This is a genomic window from Companilactobacillus tucceti DSM 20183 (assembly GCF_001434665.1).
GTDB classification, from domain to species: Bacteria; Bacillota; Bacilli; order Lactobacillales; family Lactobacillaceae; genus Companilactobacillus; species Companilactobacillus tucceti.
In genome coordinates this window covers 1-17,073 of the sequence record NZ_AZDG01000021.1, presented here as the reverse complement: position 1 = coordinate 17,073, position 17,073 = coordinate 1, and the positions used below count along the sequence as shown (strand labels likewise).

General features: G+C 33.5%; 25 protein-coding genes and 1 other RNA gene. 1 reads left to right on the top strand and 25 read right to left on the bottom strand.

All coding sequences use genetic code 11. The annotated features are described in order from the left end of the window. The 9 genes from FC72_RS08900 to FC72_RS08860 all read right to left on the bottom strand — a co-directional run bounded on the left by FC72_RS08900 (nucleotide 1) and on the right by FC72_RS08860 (nucleotide 8,117). On the bottom strand, nucleotides 1-672 hold the full coding sequence (locus tag FC72_RS08900; protein ID WP_057766919.1) for a TIGR04283 family arsenosugar biosynthesis glycosyltransferase: 672 nt from the start codon (nucleotides 670-672) through the stop codon (nucleotides 1-3). Next, nucleotides 673-1,659: an ABC transporter ATP-binding protein gene (locus FC72_RS08895; RefSeq protein WP_057766917.1), complete on the bottom strand. Its 987-nt coding sequence runs from the start codon at nucleotides 1,657-1,659 to the stop codon at nucleotides 673-675. After that, the gene (locus tag FC72_RS08890) at nucleotides 1,659-2,453 is read right to left on the bottom strand and encodes an ABC transporter permease (RefSeq protein WP_057766915.1); all 795 of its coding nucleotides are present in this window, start codon (nucleotides 2,451-2,453) and stop codon (nucleotides 1,659-1,661) included. The genes FC72_RS08895 and FC72_RS08890 overlap by 1 nt, the downstream gene beginning before the upstream one ends. Next, the gene (locus FC72_RS08885; protein WP_235805170.1) at nucleotides 2,443-3,180 is read right to left on the bottom strand and encodes an ABC transporter permease; all 738 of its coding nucleotides are present in this window, start codon (nucleotides 3,178-3,180) and stop codon (nucleotides 2,443-2,445) included. The genes FC72_RS08890 and FC72_RS08885 overlap by 11 nt, the downstream gene beginning before the upstream one ends. A gap of 127 nt (nucleotides 3,181-3,307) precedes the next feature. Continuing rightward, nucleotides 3,308-4,552, bottom strand: a complete 1,245-nt coding sequence (locus FC72_RS08880; RefSeq protein WP_057766911.1) for an ABC transporter substrate-binding protein — start codon at nucleotides 4,550-4,552, stop codon at nucleotides 3,308-3,310. Nucleotides 4,553-4,564: 12 nt separating this feature from the next. Next, nucleotides 4,565-5,218 carry a TVP38/TMEM64 family protein gene (locus FC72_RS08875; RefSeq protein WP_057766909.1) on the bottom strand — a complete coding sequence of 218 codons (654 nt, stop codon included), beginning with the start codon at nucleotides 5,216-5,218 and terminating at the stop codon, nucleotides 4,565-4,567. Between the two features lie 33 nt (nucleotides 5,219-5,251). Next, on the bottom strand, nucleotides 5,252-6,391 hold the full coding sequence (locus tag FC72_RS11025; protein WP_235805169.1) for a TVP38/TMEM64 family protein: 1,140 nt from the start codon (nucleotides 6,389-6,391) through the stop codon (nucleotides 5,252-5,254). A 28-nt stretch (nucleotides 6,392-6,419) separates the two neighbouring features. Continuing rightward, nucleotides 6,420-7,052, bottom strand: a complete 633-nt coding sequence (locus FC72_RS08865) for a YdjY domain-containing protein (protein WP_057766906.1) — start codon at nucleotides 7,050-7,052, stop codon at nucleotides 6,420-6,422. A 24-nt stretch (nucleotides 7,053-7,076) separates the two neighbouring features. Beyond that, complete coding sequence (locus FC72_RS08860) at nucleotides 7,077-8,117, bottom strand: sulfurtransferase (RefSeq protein WP_057766904.1); 1,041 nt, start codon at nucleotides 8,115-8,117, stop codon at nucleotides 7,077-7,079. Between the two features lie 800 nt (nucleotides 8,118-8,917). On the opposite strand from FC72_RS08860, the gene ssrA reads away from it, so the two are divergent. Further along, nucleotides 8,918-9,284, top strand: a transfer-messenger RNA (tmRNA) gene (gene ssrA, locus FC72_RS10685). 277 nt (nucleotides 9,285-9,561) lie between these two features. On the opposite strand, the gene FC72_RS08855 is transcribed toward ssrA, so the two are convergent. From FC72_RS08855 to FC72_RS10880, 16 genes are all read right to left on the bottom strand, one after another. Then, nucleotides 9,562-9,747: a CsbD family protein gene (locus FC72_RS08855; protein WP_057766902.1), complete on the bottom strand. Its 186-nt coding sequence runs from the start codon at nucleotides 9,745-9,747 to the stop codon at nucleotides 9,562-9,564. Between the two features lie 25 nt (nucleotides 9,748-9,772). Next, nucleotides 9,773-9,910, bottom strand: a complete 138-nt coding sequence (locus tag FC72_RS10910; RefSeq protein WP_157051145.1) for a hypothetical protein — start codon at nucleotides 9,908-9,910, stop codon at nucleotides 9,773-9,775. A gap of 12 nt (nucleotides 9,911-9,922) precedes the next feature. Further along, complete coding sequence (locus tag FC72_RS08850; RefSeq protein ID WP_057766900.1) at nucleotides 9,923-10,168, bottom strand: GlsB/YeaQ/YmgE family stress response membrane protein; 246 nt, start codon at nucleotides 10,166-10,168, stop codon at nucleotides 9,923-9,925. A gap of 183 nt (nucleotides 10,169-10,351) precedes the next feature. Beyond that, entirely contained in the window at nucleotides 10,352-10,540 is a 189-nt protein-coding gene (locus FC72_RS08845) for a hypothetical protein (protein ID WP_057766898.1), read from the bottom strand. A gap of 18 nt (nucleotides 10,541-10,558) precedes the next feature. Beyond that, complete coding sequence (locus tag FC72_RS08840; RefSeq protein ID WP_057766896.1) at nucleotides 10,559-11,023, bottom strand: type II toxin-antitoxin system death-on-curing family toxin; 465 nt, start codon at nucleotides 11,021-11,023, stop codon at nucleotides 10,559-10,561. After that, on the bottom strand, nucleotides 11,010-11,264 hold the full coding sequence (locus tag FC72_RS08835) for a hypothetical protein (protein WP_057766894.1): 255 nt from the start codon (nucleotides 11,262-11,264) through the stop codon (nucleotides 11,010-11,012). Before FC72_RS08835 ends, FC72_RS08840 begins: the two co-directional genes overlap by 14 nt. 1,123 nt (nucleotides 11,265-12,387) lie before the next feature. Then, on the bottom strand, nucleotides 12,388-12,573 hold the full coding sequence (locus FC72_RS08830) for a CsbD family protein (protein WP_057766891.1): 186 nt from the start codon (nucleotides 12,571-12,573) through the stop codon (nucleotides 12,388-12,390). A gap of 26 nt (nucleotides 12,574-12,599) precedes the next feature. Next, nucleotides 12,600-12,737 carry a hypothetical protein gene (locus tag FC72_RS10905; RefSeq protein WP_125706000.1) on the bottom strand — a complete coding sequence of 46 codons (138 nt, stop codon included), beginning with the start codon at nucleotides 12,735-12,737 and terminating at the stop codon, nucleotides 12,600-12,602. Nucleotides 12,738-12,749: 12 nt separating this feature from the next. Continuing rightward, nucleotides 12,750-12,995 (bottom strand): GlsB/YeaQ/YmgE family stress response membrane protein, encoded by a 246-nt coding sequence (locus FC72_RS08825; RefSeq protein ID WP_057766889.1) that lies wholly within the window; start codon nucleotides 12,993-12,995, stop codon nucleotides 12,750-12,752. A 128-nt stretch (nucleotides 12,996-13,123) separates the two neighbouring features. Beyond that, entirely contained in the window at nucleotides 13,124-13,540 is a 417-nt protein-coding gene (locus tag FC72_RS08820) for a protein-export chaperone SecB (RefSeq protein WP_057766887.1), read from the bottom strand. A gap of 1 nt (nucleotide 13,541) precedes the next feature. Then, nucleotides 13,542-13,766 (bottom strand): hypothetical protein, encoded by a 225-nt coding sequence (locus tag FC72_RS08815; RefSeq protein ID WP_057766885.1) that lies wholly within the window; start codon nucleotides 13,764-13,766, stop codon nucleotides 13,542-13,544. Nucleotides 13,767-13,788: 22 nt separating this feature from the next. After that, nucleotides 13,789-14,334 (bottom strand): hypothetical protein, encoded by a 546-nt coding sequence (locus tag FC72_RS08810; protein ID WP_057766883.1) that lies wholly within the window; start codon nucleotides 14,332-14,334, stop codon nucleotides 13,789-13,791. A 100-nt stretch (nucleotides 14,335-14,434) separates the two neighbouring features. After that, nucleotides 14,435-15,559, bottom strand: coding sequence for a GH25 family lysozyme (locus tag FC72_RS08805; RefSeq protein WP_057766880.1), 1,125 nt, complete (start codon nucleotides 15,557-15,559; stop codon nucleotides 14,435-14,437). Next, entirely contained in the window at nucleotides 15,540-15,773 is a 234-nt protein-coding gene (locus FC72_RS08800; protein WP_057766878.1) for a phage holin, read from the bottom strand. The genes FC72_RS08805 and FC72_RS08800 overlap by 20 nt, the downstream gene beginning before the upstream one ends. Next, nucleotides 15,760-16,065: a hypothetical protein gene (locus tag FC72_RS08795; protein ID WP_057766876.1), complete on the bottom strand. Its 306-nt coding sequence runs from the start codon at nucleotides 16,063-16,065 to the stop codon at nucleotides 15,760-15,762. Before FC72_RS08795 ends, FC72_RS08800 begins: the two co-directional genes overlap by 14 nt. A gap of 541 nt (nucleotides 16,066-16,606) precedes the next feature. Beyond that, the coding region (locus tag FC72_RS10880) for a hypothetical protein (RefSeq protein WP_162253530.1) at nucleotides 16,607-17,073 on the bottom strand (467 nt) is incomplete at its 5' end.

Genomic DNA, 17,073 nt, shown 5'->3' with positions numbered 1-17,073 from the left:
TTATCCTCTCCTGTAATACATTCTCTTCAGAATTTCTGGATCGATACCCATTCTATAAAAGAATCTTATTTTTTGCATTCTAAAAAATGTTTTAAAATGCCCTTCATTTTGATATTTTCTAGCACTGGTCATAATTGGCATATTAAATTGAGTAAAATCAATATGAAGTTTACTTAAATTACGACTAAATTCATAATCTTCCATCAATGGCAAAACTGGAAAACCACCTGCCATTTGGTAAATTCTCTTAGTCACAAATAAACCTTGATCCCCAAATATAAGTTTTAACTTTTTAGCCCTGATATTTGAACTAAATGCCAGTACTTTAAAGAACAATGCTGAATCATCAAAATGAATTCTAAAAAATCCAATCTGTGCCGTTGTTTTCTTTAACAATTTTAATGGAGACCCATTGATGAAGTGAGAATCCGCATGTAAAAATAACAACTTATTAGCTTGAGCCTTTTTTGCTCCCAATTTCAATTGATAACCTCGATTAGCTTTACTACTCAAATAAGTTACCATTTCAGGAAGCCAAGTAGGCCGAGTTCTTTTTTCACCATCAACGACAATAACTTCGACGTCTTTTGGCTGCCAACTTTTTATTTCATTAATGATTTTTTTTAATGATTTATCATCATGATAAGTTGGAATTATTATTGTTAACCACATTTAAAACACCACTGGTAATTTCGAAAAGTAAAATTGATAAACTTGATTTTCAGAAACACTCTCTGAAGCCAAATCACAATATACCGTCTCTTGATTAATTTTTATCGTAACACGTTCCAAATTACTGCCCATCCATTTCTTTTCTACAACGTTACCTTTAAAAGCTGGATAGTCAGTTTGATCTAATTGTAATTGTCCAGAAAACGGTAAATATAATTTACCCTCTTCTGCCACAACATTGACCTTACCTGAATAAACAGGCGAACTAAAGTTATCACTAGACAAACTACCCTCAATAAAATTAGCTTGTCCCAAAAACTTAGCCACGTCAAAGTTTTGTGGATTACTTTCCAATTTTTTTGGAGCATCGACTTGCATAATCTGACCGTTGATCAAAATAGCAACTTTATTAGATAGCATGTAAGCTTCAGTTTTGTAATGAGTAACAAAAATGATCGTTAATTGAAATTTTCGCTGTAATTCTTTAACAAAATCAAGCATTTCAATTCTTAAAGCCTCATCTAAACTAGAAAAAGGCTCATCCATCAAAAGTAATTTGGGATTAAGTATCAAAGCGCGAGCTAAAGCCACTCTTTGTTGTTGACCACCAGATAATTCATCAGGATAACGATTGATCAATTCAGAAATACCCATGGTTTTCATAATATTTTCTGCTCGTTGTTTTATCTCCGAGTTTTTTGCTTTTTTAACTTTAAGTCCAAAGGTGATATTTTGGAAAACAGTCATATGTGGAAAAAGCCGGTAATCTTGAAAAACCATGATTCCTTTTTCCACTTGTCCATCTTCATTTAAAAAATTACCGTCAGTTGGACGATCGATCCCTGCCAAAATATTTAACAAGGTCGTTTTACCACTTCCAGAAGGCCCCAGAATAGCGAAAATACTGTTTTCATCAATATTTAAATTGATACCGCGCAGTATTTGAGTATTTCCCTTTTTTTGAGAAATATTATCTAAATGATACATTAAGCTATCTTCCTTCCTTTATGTGTGACCCAAATATCGATCAAATATAGAGGTATTAACGTTACTAGCATAAACGTTATTCCATAAACCGCTGCCATCCGATATTTCCCAGAGGTTGTGAATGGAAACATTCTGACTGATAAAGTTAAATAGTTGCCGTCACCGATCAAAAGAGTTGAAAGGTACTGTGTCATTGAAACAATGTATGTCATCATGACCGCACCTTGTAAACCATTTTTATTCATAGGTACTGTTACTTTGAAAAATGTTTGTAACGATGAAGCACCTAGATTACGACTTGCTACCTCATATTTGTCTTTCCATAATATTAAATTATCATATAACAATTTAACTGCATACGGTAAACAGAATAACGTATGCACACTAACCACACCAAAAAAACTTCCATTTAAGCCATATTTGATCATAATAAAATCCATATTTGTTAATAGAGCAATGCTAGGTATTATTAAAGGTAGATAAACTAAAACGTTCAACAACTTTTTACCTTTAAAATCGTAATAAGACAAAGCCATTGCGGTTGGATATGCAATAGCTATCGTCAAAATCACGGTTCCTATTGCTAATTCCAAGCTAGAAATCAGTGAAGACTGTACTTCCTTACTTTTGAATAAGAAACGGAAATAATATCCCCAATCGACCCATTTAGGCCAAAGTGATGGATAACTCCAAGTTTTACTAATTGCCAGCATGAAAATCACAAATAACGGCATTAAAATCAATACAGCAAATATTAGATAAACTACTAATTTAGTGATTTTCTTAGATTCCACCTGTATGACCTCCTGGTAAATGTTTACTCAACCACAAAACTATTCCAGCAAATGCAATTGAGAAAACAGATAATATCAAGTTCAAACTCATGATCATTGGCAACTGTGTATAGTCACCTTGAACATAGAGGTCATAAATATAAACTGGTAGCAATTCTTTAGTTTGATTTCCTAATAAATAAAGAACTTCATATGCACCAAAATTAAACGAGAAGTTAATAATAAAAGCATTAACTATCGCCGGCATGAGTAAGGGTAACGATACCCTCCAAAATGTCTGCCACTTGGTTGCTCCTAAGTTTTCAGAAACAATGCGATAACGATTATCCATTTGTCGTAATACCAAAACTAATGACACTATAACAAAAGGAACCTCCTTCCATAAATATGTCAGGATAATTCCTATTTGCCACTGATCGTTCAATAGTAGTGGAAAACTATTATAAGAATGTATAATACCAATTTTAGTCAACAAACTTGATACTAAACCTGTTTGACTAAGTAACTGCAATAATGCCAACACGATAAAAATATGTGGCAGCATTACTGGTAATTGGGCGAGTTTAAAGAAAGGCTTAGTAAAGGTATTATCATTCTTTTTAAACAAGAACGCCAATACAACCCCAAAAAAGCACGCCATTACTGCACTAAATAAAGCAAAGATAAATGTTCTAAAAAATATTTTCAAGAAGACTTTGTTATTTAATGCATCAGTATAATAATGCAAACTAAACTTCTCCATCCCCATCAACGGATAATAACCAAAACTAGTTATTAAAGATTTAGCTAGGGCGCTGAAAAAGAAGAATAACATAAACAGACAAAACGGACTTAGCAGCAAAATAAGTTTTCTTTTAGTCAGCATTCAAAACATGTTCTTTCCACAAGTCTTCAATAATAGGAATCTTCTTAGCAGAAACTTCTGGAACACGTTTCTTAGATAATTCATCCATTGTCAAAGTATTGTTTTCTTTAGCTTCACCATTTAATTCATTAGTGATGCTTGCTGGAACTTTACTTCCAGAATATGGAGGAATACTTGAACCATATTTAGCTTTTAGACGTTGTGTTTGAGCTTTTTTACTCAACATTGTATTAATAAGAACAGCCGCAGCAGCCTTATTATCGGATGTCTTTGGAACAGCAAGATAACTGTAGTTACCTACGGTACCTTTATCAAACACGAATGTTTGAGCATCATCAGTAAACTTGCCATCAGCTCTTTGAGTTGCGGCATACATTTGATTGTACGAGAATGTCATAGCAATTTGATGATCAGCAAACATCTTATCCATTTGAGCACTTGTCTTAGGATAAGTCTTACCTTCTTGCCATAGATATGGTTTCAATTCATTTAAGTAATCCAAACTTGGTTTGATTGCCTTATAAACTCCAGCTTTAGTTGCTGGTGCTTTATTAATAGCATCAAATCCAACTGTTTCATAAATAATATTTCTAATGAAGGCACTACCAGTGAAATCTGGTGGAGCAACATATGTTAATTTACCAGGATTTTCCTTAGCCCATGAAAGTAATTTTTCTGAACTAGTTGGATAATCTCCATTAAACATTTGTTTACTACCAATCATAACTAATTGAGCATTTCCAAAAGGAACCTCCATGTTATTGATCTTAGTACCCATATCACTCTTAGCATCAGGATCATTACCTGAAATATAAGTCTTCATATTTGGAATCAAAGAATTATCCAAATTGCCAGATAATAGTGATAATTTCTTAGCTGTATAGAAGTTTTCACCATTTATCCAAACAACATCAATATTTCCAGACTTCTTGTTGGCCTCTTTTTCATTAGTCAACTTCTTAAGAATATCTTCGATATTCATTGGAACACGTTTAACTTTAATACCTTTTTCTTTCATCATTGGAGTAACAACGTCGTCAACCCAACGATTCTGTGTATCTGAACCACCGTAACCATAAAATGTCACAGTTTTACCTTTTGCTTCTTTCAAAGCTGTTTTATAACTAGTTGGCATTTCTGATCCCTTAGAATCATTACTCTTATTAGAGCAGCCTCCTAGTACCAACAAAGGAAGTAAAAATGCTAATAACACTATTAGCTTTTTGCCTCTCATAATATCCCCTCACTATATCATCTTTTTATGTTGTCCAATTTTCTTTGGAATATATGTTAACAAGAAGAGAATTATGCCAAAAATAGCAAATTTGATCGACAACGATGTCGACAATCCTTCCGTCAGAATATCTGAAGCCATGTAGGCATAGATAAAACAAGCCGGTAACATTGTTAAACCAGATATCGTTGAAAATTTCCAAAATCCCATAGGCGTTAGTGCGTAAGCATAGCTTTGCAATGCGTATGGAAAGATAGGAACTAATCTTGTCAAAATCAAAAATGAAACACCATTTTCATTTACACCATTCATAATCTTATTAAAGGTGGGTTTATCACCATATTTTTTTATTACTTCATCTCTAAGCAAGGTTCTACCCAGAACAAATGAAATACTTGCCCCTACTGTGCTGCCAATAACGGTCAATAGTCCGCCTAAGAATCCACCATAGGCGATTCCGGCAACGATAGCCAATAATCCTCCTGGTAGCATAAAGACGGCAGTAATAATACACAATAGAATGAACGCAAAGTATCCCAGAAAACCTTGCTGCTGAAACCATGTTTGCATAGCTGAAACATTTTGTAATTCATCTATCAAACCTGTTTCATAAAAGAAGATAATTCCTACGATCATCAAACCGATAAAAATTACTACTTTTTTCATTCCTACACCTCATAATTACAGTCACACCATCAATTATTTGGACATATTTAGCTTTTTGTTTTGTTGTTTATTCATCATTACTTTACGTACGACCATTGAAACCACGATCAAGATAATAAAGGCAATCAAACCAATAAACATCATCATCTTGCTTCCACCTAGGCTTCCGCCGACAAATGAATAGACAATAGTAGCAGGAAGTTGACCAATTCCGGTAGCTATCAAGAACTTACCGACCTTCATATCGGTAAAACCTGCACCATAACTAACTTCGTCAAAAGAAACAAATGGTAGTAAACGTAAAATCACAATCGTATAATCACCATACTCATCGAAAAATCCATCCATTTTTGCTAGAGCTCTTTTAGTGATTATTTTTTCAGCTAATGGACGGCCAATACCTCTGGCAATGTAGAAGCACAACAATGCACCTAACATAGCACTACCCCAGGATAATGCTGCACCAAAGTACCATCCATATAGATACGCATTAGCGAATGTTAGAACAAACGCTGGAAGTGGAGCTAAAACAGATTGGAAAACCATCAATAATGTTGAAATGAAAGGTCCCCACATACCAAAGCTATCGATATAATCTCTAACACCTTTGATATCTAATTTTGCTAATAAAGCAGTCATTGTATCAATGAAATCCTTATAAGCGGGAATCCAATAATAAAAGCCAATCAAAAGACCCAAGAAAACAATTGTTAAAACCAAACTGATCTTACTTTGAGTAGTTAATTTATTGATCTTATCTCCTGATTCGATTTTTGCAATTGGATGTTTTCTACTATCAACATATAAAGCAATCAACCAAACGATTAAGACGGCAAAAACAATTCCAGAAGTGATTCCAAACGACCACTGTGCATGGAATATCTCACGAATAGTTGCTCCCAGTACAACAACAAGTGGTTGCCATCTATATGTCATTAATAATATCAGAAATGAGACGACTGTAATTCCTAACGTTTCTGGGAACCTAAAGATTGCCCAGTTTTGTTGCAGATGCTTACCATAATAAATGTAGCAAAGGTAAACAATAATCGCCACGATAGGTATGATCCATCCTAAAGGAATACGCATTTGAAGCCAAGTCGACTTCCAAGCCATTAAAGAACAGAGAATACCTATGACGACTCCGTTATAAAGAATTCGTAACCTCGTCATCTAATTTTCCTCACTTTATTAAATTACATTATTTAACTTGCATAATAACTTTAACTTGTTTGCCATCCTTTGGTAGAACACTTGATTTACCAGTGAAATGTTCACCATATTCTGTACCATACTTAGAACCTGAAACAGTACCTACAGCACAACTATCGAAACATAGAACACAACCAGTCTTCATCTTGTTATTCATAGCCATGTTTCCACCAAACTTGAAGTCAAGATTCTTTACATCTTTACCATTAACTTGAACAGCTTTTTCTGCTCTCATTTTCTTACCGTTGATTACGAAATAAACTTTAACTTTTGTACCCTTAACTTTTGTACCTGGTTTTGATTGTTTTGTAACATTGTCACCTGGTTTTGCACCAAGTTTTTTAAGATCTTTATAAACTTGTTTTGGTTGAACATCAGTCTTCAAAAGTGACTTGTTACCATTTGTACCATCAGAGTTAACAATTACGTGACGCGTACCTTGTGTAAAGTATGTACCGTTAACTGTTGTTAACATAGTGATAGTCTTTTTCTTTTTATTCATTTGAATAGGATTATCTGATGATAATTTTGCTGCCGGTGCAGTAACATCTGAAACTGCAAACATACCAATAATTACTAATAAACTAGCAAAAAAACTAATTAGAAGGCTCTTTTTTTTCATTATAATATTCCTACCTATATTATTTTATTTTAAGATTTTAACGTCTTTTGAACGTGGATCTCCTACTTGAACTTGATACTTAGATGGATTCTTCTTATGAGCTTTGTCCCATGCGAACCAGCCTCCATCGTATACATGAACGTTCTTCCAGCCTGCTTGATATGTAATAAAGAAGGCTGTAGTTGCACGCCAACCAGTACCACAATAGAAATCAATATTACTGTCTGGTTTGATACCCCATTTTTCCCAAGTTGGAGCAATTTCTGAAGCTGATTTAACAGTTCCATCTTTATGTAATAAGTAAGCTACATCAGCACTTGTTTTACTTGATTTAGCATAAACAGCGCCTTTTGGTTCACCCTTATCTTTAATATATGAGTAACCACTTGTCTTACCAATAAATTCTTTCCATGAACGAGTACTTGCTAAAATAACATTAGGATCTTCTTTTTGTTGCTTCTTGAAATCAGCAGGTGTCTTGATTTCATATTTAGCGTTATCTGAGTTCTTTACGCCAAAGTCTTTAGCTGCTTTGACATTCTTGGCAGCACCTTTTTGTACTTTATAATTGCTCTTTGTCCATCCTTTGTATCCACCATCAACGATCTTGATATTATCAACACCAGTAGTGAATGCAGCAAAAGCAACTCTTGAAGCAGCATTGACATCTGTTGAATAAACGATCAATGTTGTCTTGCTTGTTACACCATTCTTCAATAGAAGCTTCTTGATCTTATTAGTTGAAAGAAGGTTCCATTGATTAGCTTCTGACTCTACAGAGTTAGTGTTAATGTGGATAGCACCAGGAATGTGACCTTTCTTGAAAGTCTTGTCATTACCATATGATGCTTCAAAGATCTTATAGTTCTTGACATCGGTCTTTCCTTTTATTACTTTGTTGGTCCATTTTGGACTAACAAATACTCTTGGACCGTCGGTTTGTTCAGTGTCGTCATTAGATGCAATTGCATCGGCATTAACAACACTGGTGTTCAATGCTGCAGCCAAACCAACACCGGCCAAAAGTAATGTTGCAGTTACGAAAAGTTTTTTAAACTTTTTCATAAGCCATTCCCCCAATTTTTTAATGTACATTACAAAACAAGAGATTCACAATATCTGCTAACATATCAAAAAAACACTTAATGATTTACCCAGATTTAAACCAAAAAATATTGTACTTGATTAGTAAACATACATTGTTAATTTCTTCATTTGTAGCGCTTCCATTATATCATTGTCAAAAATATTTTTATATAGTGTAAGCAAATTAATTGACAATTTGTCATTTTTGAACATTCTGACTGAACAACTTTCCATATAATAGAAACCGGTCAATAAAAAAGGAAAAAATATTACTTTCTTATATAGAGAATATTTCACATTCTGTGTAAATAGCGTGAACACTTGATTTAATAGATCTTATTTCCCCTTTTATTTCAAACGATTTCGCAGTTTTTATTTTAAACGATGATAATTTACATAGTGAAATTGCGAAATGAAAATGATATTTTGAGAGACTCTGAATTATAAAATTGTAAATTTAAATATAACTAAACAAAAAAATATAAATCGACATTTTCAAATTTCATCAACTTTTTTCTTCTCTTATGAATCATATTTCAAATATTTTTAACAATTGACTTAATTGTGAATTATGCATACAACTTGGATGTAAGATTCTATTGTTATTATCAAATTTGTTCAAATTTCCGGTTGTGTTTTTAAAAGAAAACCTCAAGATATTATCAATATACAATAGTGAAAATTTGTACTTTTATTTATTTTGATTAAATTGAATAATTCCTAAATTCTTTTTATTTGATTAAATTCTAAAAATTGAGTATTATAGTAGGGAACATCTTGGGGATGTTCTGGATTCGACATGTGTGATAGCGTGTAGACTGCACTTCGGTTTTCGTGTCCCGTAAAAACACACAGTTTATTATAACTGCAAAAAATAATAATTCTTACGCATTAGCTGCCTAAAAACAGTCTAAGCGTGATCCGTCTGATTTTGCTCAAGGGTCAGAGCCGGGTCTCAAATTAATTGAGCTACGTTTAAATTGTGCAGCCTGAACAGTTTAAAAAGAGATAATCGGGGTTAGTCGCTATGGCTAGCCAGGTTGTGCGGCGTTCATAGTGGCGAAATTAAAAATAGTACAACTATGAGTGTAGAAGTTTACATTGCATCATGCTTGGACAGGGGTTCGATTCCCCTCATCTCCATTTTTTACATTTCATTACGTTTTATAAGGGCGCAAACCCTTGATAACACAACGTTTTTATTTTTTGAGGTTTTACGAAATTTCGTAGAATTTCATACTCATGGTACTCAAATGGTACTCAAAAAAATAGTAATGTGGGAACAGCGAAGCAATAGCGAATGAAAAACACGTCTAAAATAGGCGTGTTTTTTTGTTTCAATTATTAAAAATAGTGTTAACATGAACAAAGTTGCACAAACAAAAAATCCACATCTATATTAGTAGATGTGGCTGATTTGATATTACTTCTCAGACCTGTTGTTAATTTTTTCAGCAACTTTATCAACTATGTCATCTGTCTTTTCTTTTGCTTGACTAACCTTTTCTTGTATCTTGCCTTTTAATTCCTTTTTATCATCGCCAGTTGCTTTACCGACCGTCTCATTTGTTTTACCTTTGATCATATCTTTTTTACTATCAATACTCATTTTAAAGTCTCCTTGTCTATATATTTTAGTGAATTTTTTCTTGTAACTTATCTCCAGCAGAATCTACACCCTTTGCTGCAATGATTGTGCCTGCAACTAGGACACCTCCAACTATTAAAGTGCTAACTGCCATGAAAGTAAAAGCTCCTTTTAATACATTCATCTTTTATCCTCCTCATGCTATTTTTTTAGTAACAAAGGATACAATTAATACAAGTACGATTGCTCCGAGTAATGAAGGAATGATTGCCATTCCTGCAAGTTGTGGTCCCCATGATCCAAGTATTCCTTCACCAATAAATGATCCAACGATCCCCGCTGCAATATTAGCAATCCATCCCATGGATTTTCCTCTATTAGTGATGGCTCCAGCAATTGCTCCAATAATCGCGCCTACAATAAGAACCCATAACCAATGCATAAAATCACTCCTTCTCTTTAATTGTATTTAAATATTATTATATTACGAAAATTATTTCAAATTATATGCACAAAAAAATACCCACACCTAAATTGGTAGGTGTGGGATATTTTTATAACATTTCTGAATTTATTAATATATTTATTTGTTTTTTCTATCGTTAAATACTAGGCATAAATAGAATTATATCTCTGAAAGTCTTTGAACAACTGATGAAACTCTGGGATTCTTTAAAATGTCATTCACATTTTCTTCAATGTCTTTTCGATTATTAGGAGACTTTTGGGAAAAGTTTAAAACCTCAAATTGAACTATCTCGCCCTTCGTTAAAGGAGTTTTTAAATTAATCGCAGGCATCTTTACTTTTTTCATAATCATATTCCTCCCTTTTTAGTGTATTATACTATCTGAATTTGTAAACACAAGTGCTTGAGAATAACTAAATTCACCGCTGTCCAATGTACTTGCCATGTTATCATAATTTAACGATATATGACTATTAATAAATTTCTCTATATAATTTGCATTTATTTTCTTATTTGCCGCTTGTAACGATATTTCATACATCAAATTGGCATCAGTCACATCAAACGTATAAAAATTCCCAATGAGCAAATATAAAGCCGATAGAAAGGCGGTTCTTTTATTACCATTTTGAAAAAATTGGTTAGTAGCTATTTTATACCACAACGCTGCAGCCTTAGATGAAACAGTAGGATATGGGTCATATGCACCAAAGCCTCCGTAAATAGAATTATTTACTCTATCTAGGCCATTTTTATCTTTAATTCCATAAATTGTTTCTTCTTTAAATAATTTTTCCGATTGTTCGTTTAAAACTTCATAAATATTCATTGTCAATTTGAATGATTGTAAAGCAACATAGAAATGCCCAACAAGCTCTTTTTTTTACATAAACATCTAATGTATAAGCATCACCTTTTTTAGATAATTTTCTCATTTGCAAATGTCGTTTGTCTTTTTCGACACCCTGAAGATTATCAGCTGTAAACAACCGTTTAAATTGATTTATTTGCCTTTTAGAATTCCCGGAACAGATCAAAAATCCATCGAAAGTATCATCATGTTTATTCATAAGATCCATCTCTTTCACTCAACTGTATTCATATCTTAGTTTATTATACAGTAATAAAAAAGCCCACACCTAAATTAATAGATGATGGGTTTTTATTTAACTAAAAAAGCCACGCATCAGCGTGACTTTCCAACAAACGTGAGGTGTTAACATATAACACTTACTATTATAATAGCTCATTGCCTGTTTATCAGAGTTTTCTCTGTACAACTATCATAAGCTTTTTTTTCTAAAATATCAATAAGGATCCCTCCAAAGGATCACATTACATTCTTCGAATATTTCTTTAAGAATGGTAGTTTCATCACGATAATGACAAAATTTAGTATTTGCTAATAAATCTGCAATTTGTATTTCACAATAAAATTGATATCTTTTTGACTATCAATTATTAATCGATTTAACGGAACATCTTGAGAATTAAACTTCATATACTTTCCTTAAAAAAATAACCGCCCTTCAGATGAAAGACGGTCAATAATTTACGATACCGAATTGGAATAGTCTCCAATTGGGACTAGGGGTAGATTTAAGCCTCTACCTAGCAACGTAGCGTATCGCCAACTACATTATATACTGAACGACATTAAGCAAGAGGCATTTATAAACGACTTGCTTCAACAAACATATTAACAGGTAGTTAATCAATTTTCAAATTTTTTTGATCATAAACGTTACACTGATGAACAAAAAAAATCAAGAAATTATCCTCAATTCAAGTTTAATAAAACTCTCATCACTTATATAACAAAAAAAGACCCACACCTGAATTTATAGATGTGGGTATTATAATTGTTCAAATAAAAAAAGCCCGACTTGACAACAGCATATGGCAAGCTAGGCTTCTGAAACGGGCAAGACTACTGAGCTTTGTAGTCAAGAGGTACTAAACATTCAAAACTTAATACAATTTTTTGTTACACATTGATTCGAGTTGTTCACATTTGGCATAGCTATCATTGCCGAGTTATTAATCGCAATTTTTATTCATTAGTCAGCAGTGCGGCAGATGTGGGATTGAGCCCCCGCATCTGCTTCTTTTGTGTTGACACAATAACACATACTTTAATTTATATCCAATAAAAAAACCAAACCTAATTTAATAGGTATGGTTAATTCAATATTACTTTTCAGACTTCTTGTTAATTTTTTCAGCAACCTTATCAACAATATTGTCGGTTTTTTCTTTGGCTTGTCCAGTCTTTTCTTGAATCTTACCTTTTAACTCTTTCTTATCATCGTCAGTTGCTTTTCCAACTGTCTCATTAGTTTTTCCTTTAATCATATCCTTTTTGCTTTCAATACTCATATTAACATCTCCTTTTGAATGTATTCTTAATGAACCTTTTTTTGTAATTCATCGCCAGCTTTATCTATACCTTTAGCAGCAACAACAGTTCCTCCTATAAGTACACCTCCAACTACTAAAGTACTAACTGCCATGAAAGTAAAAACGCCTTTTAATACATTCATCTTTTATCCTCCTCAAGCTTTTTTTCTTACTACTAAGGATACAATCAATACAAGAATGATTGCTCCAATCAACGATGGAACGATTGCCATTCCTGCAAGTTGCGGACCCCATGATCCTAATATTCCTTCACCAATGAAGGATCCCACAATACCAGCTATTATGTTAGCAATCCACCCCATAGATTCTCCTCTATTGGTAACTGCGCCAGCGATTGCACCAATAACTGCACCTACTATTAGAACCCATAACCAATGCATAAAATCACTCCTTTTTATATTTATAATTAGATGCTAATATATTGAGACTATTTTTGCAAATTATACACAAAAAAACCCACACCTAACTTAATAGATGTGGGTAAATAATGATTAAGATTTCAAAAAATCTAATCATCGGATTTCTTGCTTTGTGTAAAATTCATAAATGGTAAATGCAATGTTGAAAACTTCGAACGATCTGTTACTTCAACGACCAGAGTTCTAATGTATGAAAACAATAGTGAAGATGCATTGACCTTCAATAGCTCCTCAATAACCGATTCTTCTAAATTCTTCTCATATCGAAAATCAGCGGTCATTGTTACCTCTATATAAAAGGGATAATCTTCATTTTCTTTATTTAGTAACAATGTCAATTTAACGTTAGAAGATTTGTCATCTATTCTATTTATATTACTGCTCAATTCGATATTAACTTTACCATCATAATCATCATTAATAAAATTATCGTTTGAAACAAATTTCATGTTCTCTAAATGTGGTTCATTGAAATATAAGGAATTACTCTTTTTTACATCTGACATATTAAGCCGCACACTCTAATGTGATACTCATTTCATTACTGACATCATAAGTTATGTTAGATTTTTTTTCAGGAACTTTAACTGTTTCAATTATTTTTACCCCTTCAATCTCTGGAGTAATATATTTTTTTTGAATCAGTTTAAGTCTATCAAACGAAGCATCCATCATACCCTCATCAAGTGAATCTATATACTCTTTTGTTAACTCAATTAAGCTCTTCTTCATTTGAACCACCTCCACAGATTTATTATATTAGTTGCCGGCTTGATAGTCGAGTATTTTCTCTGACACAAATTATAACTTTTGCACTTTCATCTACACTTGGATAGTTTTTCGAAACATAAATTGTATTACCACTTTTAGATTTGGGCCTATAGGTGGCGATGATCTTAACTATTTCTTTATCAGTCATAATTTCGGATATAATAAAATCTATTTTTGCACTAGCAGGAACATACCCAATTGCTGATTTCCCGTAACATTTTTTGTACGCGTTTTCTAACATTTGCCATGCGTTATTAAAAGCTATTCTAGTATTTTTATCAGTCAAATCTAATATTGAGTCATCATTATACATTAATTTTGCCTTACAAATTAAAAATGAGTTATCATTTCCCCTATTCTCTCGCTGCTTTTTCCAATAGTATGCATTAGATATATTGTCCCAAAAATACATTCCAGAACCAGCCCACTCACCGTGATCATGGGAATTATAAAAGCCATTATTATTTACAAACTCTTCTACGATGTCTCTATCATTTACATGGTAAACAGGTATACAGTATTCTTCCATAACCAAACCTTAAGTATTATTAAAAATCTGTTCTAATTGTACGCTATTATAACAAAAAAGCCCACACCTAAATTAATAGATGTGGGTATTATTGTATCTTTTATCCCTTGAATCCAGAACCTTGCTGGAATTTAACTGGGATATATTCATCTGTGGAAACTTGGTAGCACCAGCCAACGTTGTTGATATACGTTAACTTATCAACTGTTGCCCATTCAGTACCACCCTTAAATCTAGTATTACTATCCTTGATACTTTGACCTTTTTTATTGTACGCATTAACTCCATAATCTGAACGATAGTTAATTACTACTTTCCTATTGAATGTAGTTTTATTTTGTGGAATATACGTATTCAGACCAATGTAGTAATAAGGCAGTCCAGCAACTTCAATAATACCTGCTGATTGCCAGTCGGTCCCACTTAATACATCTGTACCTTCATTGGCTTGTCCTTCTTTTGTATAAGTAGAATAAGCTTTGTATTTATTGCCTTTTACAGATACAACATTGTTGATTGATTGTCTTGGATCAACAAGCGCTTGTGATTGTCCGGTGTAAAAATTGTCATATAGTTGCGATACGTCAAAATTACCATACGAACCAGCAAACTGGTAAGTACTCCCCCACTGCCATGCATGGTTATTTGAGTACCATTGTTTACCACTTGCGTTATATGGATAACTGGCAATCCAACCACCCGCATTAAAATCCATAACTGAACCTAACCAACTGGACATTGTGTAAACATCAGAACGATATCCGTATTGTTTGATAGTATTCATGAAGGCTTGATTGTTTATGTTGTTTTGGTAGCGTGATACGCCTCGTTGCTGACTAGCTTCCACATCAGCAACGATTACTGAACCGATTGGCAATCCGTCAGCTTTTGCCATTTGTGCTGCGTAATTTGCTTCGTTAACTGCGCCTTGATACGTTGTGTATCTAGCGAAATGGTAAGCATTAATATATAGACCTGCTTGCTGTGCAGTATAAATATTATTTTTTGCTGTGTAGTCGTGGTAATAAGTTCCTTCGGTCACTTTAGTTACCACAGCTTTAACGCCGTAGTTATTTCTCATGTCAATAAAATTTGCTGTAGTCATATATCCATTATGGTTACTAACATCAACCATATCAGTGTTAGCAGCCTTAGTGTTTCCTACAACAAAAAAGCCTGTTACCAACAGTAACAGACCAATTAAATTAATTACTTTCTTTTTCATTTTTATCCCCGTTTGATGTGTCATAAATAATTCCCATCAATCCGCCTAATGCTAACAGTGAATTGACTACATTCATTATTTCTGTATCCAATCCTGCTGGCATGTCCACACCAAATATTTTAAGCACCTGCTGTATCAGTACCAGAATGATGGACACCACTGATACCCACCAAACTTTAGAATGATAATCTAAAGTTAATTTACCTTTGTTCATCTGCTTGCTCCCAATCTTGAAATTTACTATTCAAGGCACTCATTTGCCTTGTTAATTGATCAATGATTTTACTTTGTTCATCAATTTTTGCATTTAGTTTTATAACTTGTTCTTTCAACTCGTCCCGTTCATCAGTTATCTTATCTAATCTATCCCACATGATATCAGTATGTTCAGCGTATACAGATTCATTTGAACTAGCGTTCTTTAGCTTCTGTCCCCAAACGCCAAACACGCCCGATACGATAGCACCACCAATAGCCGAGATAATAATTTTAAGCATATCGTTCAATGTGGTACGCCCCAAACGGCTTCGACCATCACACGCAAAACAATGAAACCTGTGATGATAGTTGTGTATCTGGGGATAGTAAAAGGACCAACTATATCATGTAGTAAAAAGATTATGAAATAGAAGGTCCAAATAAATAGAAGTGTAAATGTAACAACTGCCTTGTTTGCTTTCGTAAAATGTTTAGACATTGATATGAGTGTAACGTAAAATCCCACAATCATTAATACGATGGCAAACGGTGGGTCATCCTCCACTTTGACGAATAAGGGCATGTGCAGGGGTTGACCAACAAAATTATTATTTAACCCGAAGAACATTCCTAGGGTAAAAGTCTCCAATCCTGTGATAGTCCAGAACCTGTTCTCTCGCACGTATTTCATGTTGTCACCTTCTTTAGTAGACTTCTACAGAATCAATGAGTGGCAATACAGTGTAATTAGCAGAGCCCATATGTTGCCATAGATATCCATATCCAAACGTAATTTCTACGGTAATGTCTTCTAAAATGATCTATTTTTTCTTTCATATATGTCCACCGCTATACCGCATCTCTTTGATCTACATATTCATTTGTAGAAATCCTGAAGCCATAAATGGTGTTACCATTATTATCAATACCATTAATAGAAGCGTCTACATGGAAAGTGCCGCTAATTGATCTAGAAACATTTTGTAGATAATCATTATATAATCTTGGATTTGAGGCTGTAATCTTTACATCATTATAATTACCCTTGATAACTTTAGTCACATCATAACCTTTGATCCATTCATCAGTTGAAATTTGATAATAGTGTTCTCCGTTATAAGTTCCATAGTGTGACACCTGGAAATCTTGTCCTGCTGATATCGTTCTGCCAGGCACTCCTGATTTACTAATAACTTTTGAATCTCTAATAACACCAAGTTTTTCCAGATTGGAGCTGGTCTTACCTATCCCAGTAATAACAATTGTACCAGTATTTCCTCCAGTATTTCCAGTTGTACCAGTATTTCCTCCAGTAT

Coding starts and splice junctions, on each gene's coding strand:
- FC72_RS08830 (WP_057766891.1), bottom strand. CDS start 12,573: ATGAGTATTGAAAGCAAAAAGGATATGATTAAAGGAAAAACTAATGAG.
- FC72_RS08805 (WP_057766880.1), bottom strand. CDS start 15,559: ATGAAAAAGAAAGTAATTAATTTAATTGGTCTGTTACTGTTGGTAACA.
- FC72_RS10910 (WP_157051145.1), bottom strand. CDS start 9,910: ATGAATGTATTAAAAGGAGCTTTTACTTTCATGGCAGTTAGCACTTTA.
- FC72_RS08860 (WP_057766904.1), bottom strand. CDS start 8,117: ATGAAAAAGTTTAAAAAACTTTTCGTAACTGCAACATTACTTTTGGCC.
- FC72_RS11025 (WP_235805169.1), bottom strand. CDS start 6,391: ATGACGAGGTTACGAATTCTTTATAACGGAGTCGTCATAGGTATTCTC.
- FC72_RS08815 (WP_057766885.1), bottom strand. CDS start 13,766: ATGAAGAAGAGCTTAATTGAGTTAACAAAAGAGTATATAGATTCACTT.
- FC72_RS08900 (WP_057766919.1), bottom strand. CDS start 672: ATGTGGTTAACAATAATAATTCCAACTTATCATGATGATAAATCATTA.
- FC72_RS10905 (WP_125706000.1), bottom strand. CDS start 12,737: ATGAATGTATTAAAAGGCGTTTTTACTTTCATGGCAGTTAGTACTTTA.
- FC72_RS08880 (WP_057766911.1), bottom strand. CDS start 4,552: ATGAGAGGCAAAAAGCTAATAGTGTTATTAGCATTTTTACTTCCTTTG.
- FC72_RS08800 (WP_057766878.1), bottom strand. CDS start 15,773: ATGAACAAAGGTAAATTAACTTTAGATTATCATTCTAAAGTTTGGTGG.
- FC72_RS08825 (WP_057766889.1), bottom strand. CDS start 12,995: ATGCATTGGTTATGGGTTCTAATAGTAGGTGCAGTTATTGGTGCAATC.
- FC72_RS08840 (WP_057766896.1), bottom strand. CDS start 11,023: ATGAATATTTATGAAGTTTTAAACGAACAATCGGAAAAATTATTTAAA.
- FC72_RS08850 (WP_057766900.1), bottom strand. CDS start 10,168: ATGCATTGGTTATGGGTTCTTATTGTAGGCGCGATTATTGGAGCAATT.
- FC72_RS08865 (WP_057766906.1), bottom strand. CDS start 7,052: ATGAAAAAAAAGAGCCTTCTAATTAGTTTTTTTGCTAGTTTATTAGTA.
- FC72_RS08820 (WP_057766887.1), bottom strand. CDS start 13,540: ATGTCAGATGTAAAAAAGAGTAATTCCTTATATTTCAATGAACCACAT.
- FC72_RS08875 (WP_057766909.1), bottom strand. CDS start 5,218: ATGAAAAAAGTAGTAATTTTTATCGGTTTGATGATCGTAGGAATTATC.
- FC72_RS08845 (WP_057766898.1), bottom strand. CDS start 10,540: ATGAAAAAAGTAAAGATGCCTGCGATTAATTTAAAAACTCCTTTAACG.
- FC72_RS08835 (WP_057766894.1), bottom strand. CDS start 11,264: ATGAATAAACATGATGATACTTTCGATGGATTTTTGATCTGTTCCGGG.
- FC72_RS08855 (WP_057766902.1), bottom strand. CDS start 9,747: ATGAGTATTGATAGTAAAAAAGATATGATCAAAGGTAAAACAAATGAG.
- FC72_RS08810 (WP_057766883.1), bottom strand. CDS start 14,334: ATGGAAGAATACTGTATACCTGTTTACCATGTAAATGATAGAGACATC.
- FC72_RS08895 (WP_057766917.1), bottom strand. CDS start 1,659: ATGTATCATTTAGATAATATTTCTCAAAAAAAGGGAAATACTCAAATA.